The organism is Vibrio sp. 10N.261.51.F11, assembly GCF_041471665.1.
Taxonomy (GTDB): Bacteria; Pseudomonadota; Gammaproteobacteria; order Enterobacterales; family Vibrionaceae; genus Vibrio; species Vibrio crassostreae_C.
Window position 1 is genome coordinate 1 of record NZ_JBFROW010000114.1, and the last position, 5268, is coordinate 5268.

General features: G+C 41.8%; 4 protein-coding genes and 1 pseudogene. 4 read left to right on the forward strand and 1 reads right to left on the reverse strand.

Annotation, left to right across the window (positions count from 1 at the left end):
- Positions 1-205: 205 nt before the first annotated feature.
- The 4 genes from AB4351_RS22070 to AB4351_RS22085 all read left to right on the forward strand — a co-directional run bounded on the left by AB4351_RS22070 (position 206) and on the right by AB4351_RS22085 (position 4730).
- Positions 206-1165 (forward strand): OmpA family protein, encoded by a 960-nt coding sequence (locus AB4351_RS22070; RefSeq protein WP_102319822.1) that lies wholly within the window; start codon positions 206-208, stop codon positions 1163-1165.
- Positions 1166-1256: 91 nt separating this feature from the next.
- A complete protein-coding gene (locus tag AB4351_RS22075) occupies positions 1257-2171 on the forward strand; it encodes an OmpA family protein (RefSeq protein ID WP_372127190.1) in 915 nt (304 codons plus the stop codon).
- A gap of 62 nt (positions 2172-2233) precedes the next feature.
- Complete coding sequence (locus AB4351_RS22080; RefSeq protein WP_372127191.1) at positions 2234-3538, forward strand: hypothetical protein; 1305 nt, start codon at positions 2234-2236, stop codon at positions 3536-3538.
- A gap of 13 nt (positions 3539-3551) precedes the next feature.
- Entirely contained in the window at positions 3552-4730 is a 1179-nt protein-coding gene (locus AB4351_RS22085; protein WP_372102904.1) for a hypothetical protein, read from the forward strand.
- A gap of 107 nt (positions 4731-4837) precedes the next feature.
- Here the strand turns inward: AB4351_RS22085 and AB4351_RS22090 are convergent.
- Positions 4838-5074, reverse strand: a pseudogene (locus AB4351_RS22090) (transposase); the annotation flags it as partial.
- Positions 5075-5268: the final 194 nt, after the last annotated feature.

The following is a 5268-nucleotide window of genomic DNA, read 5'->3' on the forward strand; positions in this document are numbered from 1 at the left end:
CAAAGTGTGCTCGCGCCCTGGGGTTAATAGTGCGCTTACTTTTAAATAGATTGAACTGTAATATTTCCTTACAAATTAGAGAGTTAATTAATTGCTATATATACAGTATTTACGGAGACTTATAAGGTGAATTTCAATAACTTGCAGTATGATTCTTTACACACATCGTCTGTTTTATGCACTATTCTAATTAGAAAATATAGCTATGAATAATAAAGTAACGTTTTCATTTGTTTTTTTAATGACCCTATCGGGATGCTCCAGTCACCAGCAGCATACTCAGGTTATTGAGCAAGCCAATAGTTACGACATAGTTCATCAGTCTGGGAATAATAATCCTGATGTGAACAACAAAGTGTTACTAATTAATGAAGTCTCTATTAATGAACAGTTAGATCATATTGAAACCGGTCGTTATTTCGCCAAAGACAGCGGTGATAATACTTACTATATTTTTGATAGTAAGAATATTGATGACTCAAGTCTCGAGTTAACTAAGCTTATTGAACAGACTCGCTTAGCCAGCGATTACGGGTATGTTGGTGCTTATAACGCTATTGATACAGCTGGATTTATGGTCAGTAGTTCAACTTTGAACCCGAATACTACTCTGGCGTTAAACTCGATTAAAAATTTATATTATAGCCATTCAAAATATAATGATGAAAGATTGTTCATCATTATTACTGGTCATACCGACTCCTCAGGTTCGTGGCAATACAATAAGCAGTTATCACGAGATCGTGCCGACTCAGCGGCGCGCTACTTAATGGCACAAGGCGTTCCGAATGAAGCGTTATTACGTATGGCAGCAGGGCCTGATTACCCGATTGCTAAAAACGATAGTGTAGAAAATAAAGCGAAGAACCGTCGTGTGGAGTTCTTTATTACTCATGATGTGAATTTCATTAGTGATTACTATCGTTCAGCACCTTGCTTCTCTAATGGCTGTGAATCCAGAGAGCTTCAGGCTGTTGGTTATGCACGTGATGGCAAGGTCACGACGAACTCTCGTCACATTCCAACCGAACTGAAAACAATTCGTGTGGCGAAAGAGCCAGAAGAAGTTCGCAGTTTTGAAGCTGAAGAGTTACAGCAAGAGCGTACCCAGTCTGAAAAAAACATTCGTTATCGTTCTTTGTCGCTGCCGCCAACGCGTGGTTAAACGACACTTCGTTACATCATAGGCAAAACCAAGGTAGAAGGATTTATCTAGGTTTCGTAATTTTGGCTCTTAGTATAGATAGTTATTGGGCATGAATAAGCAATATTTTTATTATTTACTTTTAATATTGGCACTATCAGGCTGCTCTTCTCCTGAGCGTGTGGATTATATAGATAAAGAAAACCAACCAGTCGAGGGTATGCAAGAGACCGCTTTAACTCGCAAAGAAGAGGCGCTTTCTGAGGTAGAAAAGGACTTTTCTTGGGTGGCTGAAGTGGGTGATGATGAGCTGTACTTTCCTGTTGAGAAGACGGGGGGATATGTGCATTTCTACCCAAGCCAGCAGGCAGGGGAGCCGCTTAATGAACTGGGAGATGGGATTGCGATTTTACGTAATTTATCGGCCAGCTCTGGCTTTGCCGTTAATAGCGATAAGTTGAATAGTGACATAAAAGCTCAGCTAGCCGAGGTTGCGGTGACTTATCATGAAAGGCAAGCGGCGCGTGATAATCAGCTTTTAGTGATTACTGGTCATACTGATGCGTCTGGCTCATGGGCTCATAATATTGATTTATCGCTAAGGCGAGCACTGTCAACCGCTCGTTACCTAGAGCAGCAAGGAGTGCTACATAATTCACTCGTTTTGATCGCGGGTGGTCCTGATTATCCTATCGCAAAAAATAACAGTCAAAGTAATAAGGCCCGCAATCGCCGTGTGGAGATCTTGATGACTGAAAATGAGCAGTTTGCTTCTCACTTATACCGTCATTATCGCTGCGCCGGGCAATCATGTAATGCTCGTTCTATGGAAGTATGGGCTTATTCCCGTGATAAGAAAGTGAGTAGTGATCTACGTGACTTTGAGTCTTTTAGTGAGCTTCGTTCTGATTTGGAGCTATTGGCAAAAGAACGTACGGGGCCACAAGTAAGAAGAACCTTTAGAAAGGCACCATTTTCGGTGTTTATATACCGAGAGTTCGATATAAAAAAATATATTAGTAAATAGAATTAGAAGATTTTACTACTTTAATATTTAATCATTTTGATACGTTAGGGCGAGAAATATACATGCAACAGGTGAAAACGGATATTGAAAAATTTATGGTGCAGCGACCGCTTGAAAGTGCGGTTATAGCCAAGGACCTTAGTCAGGATATTCAGCGTAAGGTTCGTGAGGAAGTGGAAGCTGCAGAGCAAACGAACTTGGTGGTTACCGACCATAATTCACACACCAATGGAATGCTATCTGTTATTCGCGATCCTCTTGAGCATTTGGGGCGTTGGTACTCTGATTTTTCTCAATTGCAAACTCGTTTACGTAAACATGCTGATGAGTCAGCATACATGAAGAAAGATACTGAGTATCAGCAAGTTTGTAACACGAAAGCCGATGCTTTAGCGGCGAAAAAAACCAGCTATGTTCAGGAAAGTGGCTATCAAGATGCGAAAGATGAGTTAGAAAAAACCAAAACGCGTTACGATAAAATGTTTAATTCTGCCGGTGGTAAGCCGCCGAGAAAAGTGAACCCGCTGATTTACTCGCTGGGTCTGCTTATTCCTAGTGTGCCAGAGTTTTGGATGAACTATGAAACGTTAGGTGAACTGCTGAATATTCCTCTGTTTGCTTTAGCGTTAGCGTTTGTGAGTGCCATTGTTACTGCGGCAGCGGCTCACTTTCATGGCAAGTTCTTAAAACAACGTTTAGAGCTGATGGGACCGGATGTTGAATCTCGTGAAAAGCGACAACACTATCGAATGCAGGCTTTTGCTTGGTTGGCGTTAATTTCGATTACGGTCGGTATCTTAATGGTTCGTTATCAAGCGATTGCTCGTGAATTAGCCGCGGTTGATATGGGTATGTGGGGCGATGCATCGGCATCTCAAGAGTCGGCAATGATGCTGTTATTCCCATTCATCATTTTCTCTATTGCACCTTGGTTTATCAGTATGTTCTGTGCCTATGTGTTAAATGATGCCAAACCATCTTACCAGGAAGCGCAAAAAGATTTCACCAGTGCTCGTGAGCGTTTTAACCGTTTGGATAAGGGTTTGAATAAAGAGTTAAACCAGGTTGAAGCGAAATTTTCTAAGCAGATCGCTGAGCTAGCGAATGCGCAAGAAGCTGAATTGATGGAATTGAAAAAGATTGAGCGTTTGCAAGAAGAGTTGGCCAATCATGCTGATGGTATTCTTGGTCAGGTGCATAAAGAGGTTAACCGCAACTTACGTACTTACCACAATAATCTAGTGATGCAGCTTCGTGCTAAGCAGCTTGAGGAAGTGAAAATTGGTGCGGAGATGAAGAGTTTAGATACTTACTACAAGCATGATATTGCGATTAGTAAAGACCAATTAATGAATATGGTTGCGTAATTCCATGAAAAATATGATGAATAAAATTAAATCTGCCGCGCTACTGACTGCGCTGTGTGCGCCACAAGCTTTTGCTTCTGGGATGATTAATACGGGTGGCTTTGATGCTGCTAAGTACTGTCTTAGTGAGGGGGCGCCTCGTCAAACTTATTTGGTGATTGATACGACGTCCATTCCAAACAATAGTGCCAGTTGGGCGCAAGATATTATGCAAACTCTACCGCCGTCATATTTGCCAAGTGAAGAGATTGGTATCTATTATCTTTCTCCAAATGGCGATATGTCTCATGCCTTTACGACTTGTTTTCCTAATGTGAATGCATTAGAAAGCGGCGGTTTATTGCGAGCGGCTCCTGAACGCGTTATCCGTGATGATATGCCAAAGTTGACGCGTTTAATGCAACGTGGATTAGGTGAAGCGATGCAGGCGAGTCCTCATACAGCACAACCGGATTATGACCGTGCTGTGCCTGAAAAGGATTTAGCGCGTAGTTTGTTTCAAGTGACTAATGATATCCGTTTGAACTCAACGCCAATTCGTTTGGTAGTTTATTCTGATGGCATTCAAAATAGCTCAGATGTTTCATTAACGGACTTAAGTGATAGCGATGCAGCAAAAGAAGCGGGTATTGTTCTAGCGGGCAAGCACAATGCTAACTTTAATAATGCGACGGTGTATTTCCACGGGATTGATTCAACGGGTGTGCGTAATGCTCACTTAGCTGCGTTTTGGGAAAGTTACTTGCAAGCTAGTGCTGGTCACTTGAAGAGTTTTTCTTCTAACTTACCAGGTATGAATCGCACGCAATATAATATGCCGGCTATTTCTGACAGTTACTCTGGTGTGATTAAGTCTCAAGGCGTTGAAACGCTGTTTAAATTGCGTATTGAGCGCCCGGAAGGTTTGTCTCGTGGTGAAATTAATCAAGCGTTTGCGAGTATTAATGGCTACGGCATGATGCTAAATGGCAGCTTTGAAACGAAAGGTAATAAGGTTGAGTACAAACTGGAGATTGTTCAGCATCACTCAGGGCTTGATTTTGAATCGGGTGATAGCATTGTTTTGACAGAGAGTGGACAAAAGGCGTCTGGTTTTATTGGTGATTTGAACCCATCGACGATGCAAGCGGATACCAACAATAAGTTCCAGTTCGATCTTGTGTTGGAAAAAGATAATTTCTTAATGTTCTAAATCTTGCAAGAGCTTTTCGTTTCGAAAGCGCTTTAAGGTATTACTAATAGCCTAATTCATACCTCAACGATCGATGTTTAAGTGTATCGGTTAGGCTTTCTTTTGGTTCATCGCGGCTTTCCGGGGAAAGCCGCTTTTATCTTCAAGAAGAAGTAGTCGGTATCTCGATACCCATACCCATACCCCATTCGCTTGATTAGCTTTATCTTGTTGTTTATCCCTTCTAGGGTGCAGGTGTTTAGCGGATAACTTGCCGATGCGATAATGCCGTGAAGATAAGGACTCAGTTTTCGTGCGAACTCTTTCAATGGCTTAATTCCACTCTCTTGTACTTGTGACCACCACGCCGCGTTGAAGATATATACCATTCAGACTGAACCCTTCAAAAGGGCTTTTCGGCACTAAAAGTTATTCGTATTTTCCTAACCAAACAGATTTCTCTAAGAAGATTCTGCCCCATTCGGTGTTACGTTTGATTTGATTCCCACTTGACTACCTAGTCGTTCAGCATACTTTTTCGGCTCTTCTCCGCTTAGAT

Excerpts from the sequence above, each read along its gene's own strand:
- AB4351_RS22070 (WP_102319822.1), top strand. The coding sequence starts at position 206 with ATGAATAATAAAGTAACGTTTTCATTTGTTTTTTTAATGACCCTATCG.
- AB4351_RS22075 (WP_372127190.1), top strand. The coding sequence starts at position 1,257 with ATGAATAAGCAATATTTTTATTATTTACTTTTAATATTGGCACTATCA.
- AB4351_RS22080 (WP_372127191.1), top strand. The coding sequence starts at position 2,234 with ATGCAACAGGTGAAAACGGATATTGAAAAATTTATGGTGCAGCGACCG.
- AB4351_RS22085 (WP_372102904.1), top strand. The coding sequence starts at position 3,552 with ATGATGAATAAAATTAAATCTGCCGCGCTACTGACTGCGCTGTGTGCG.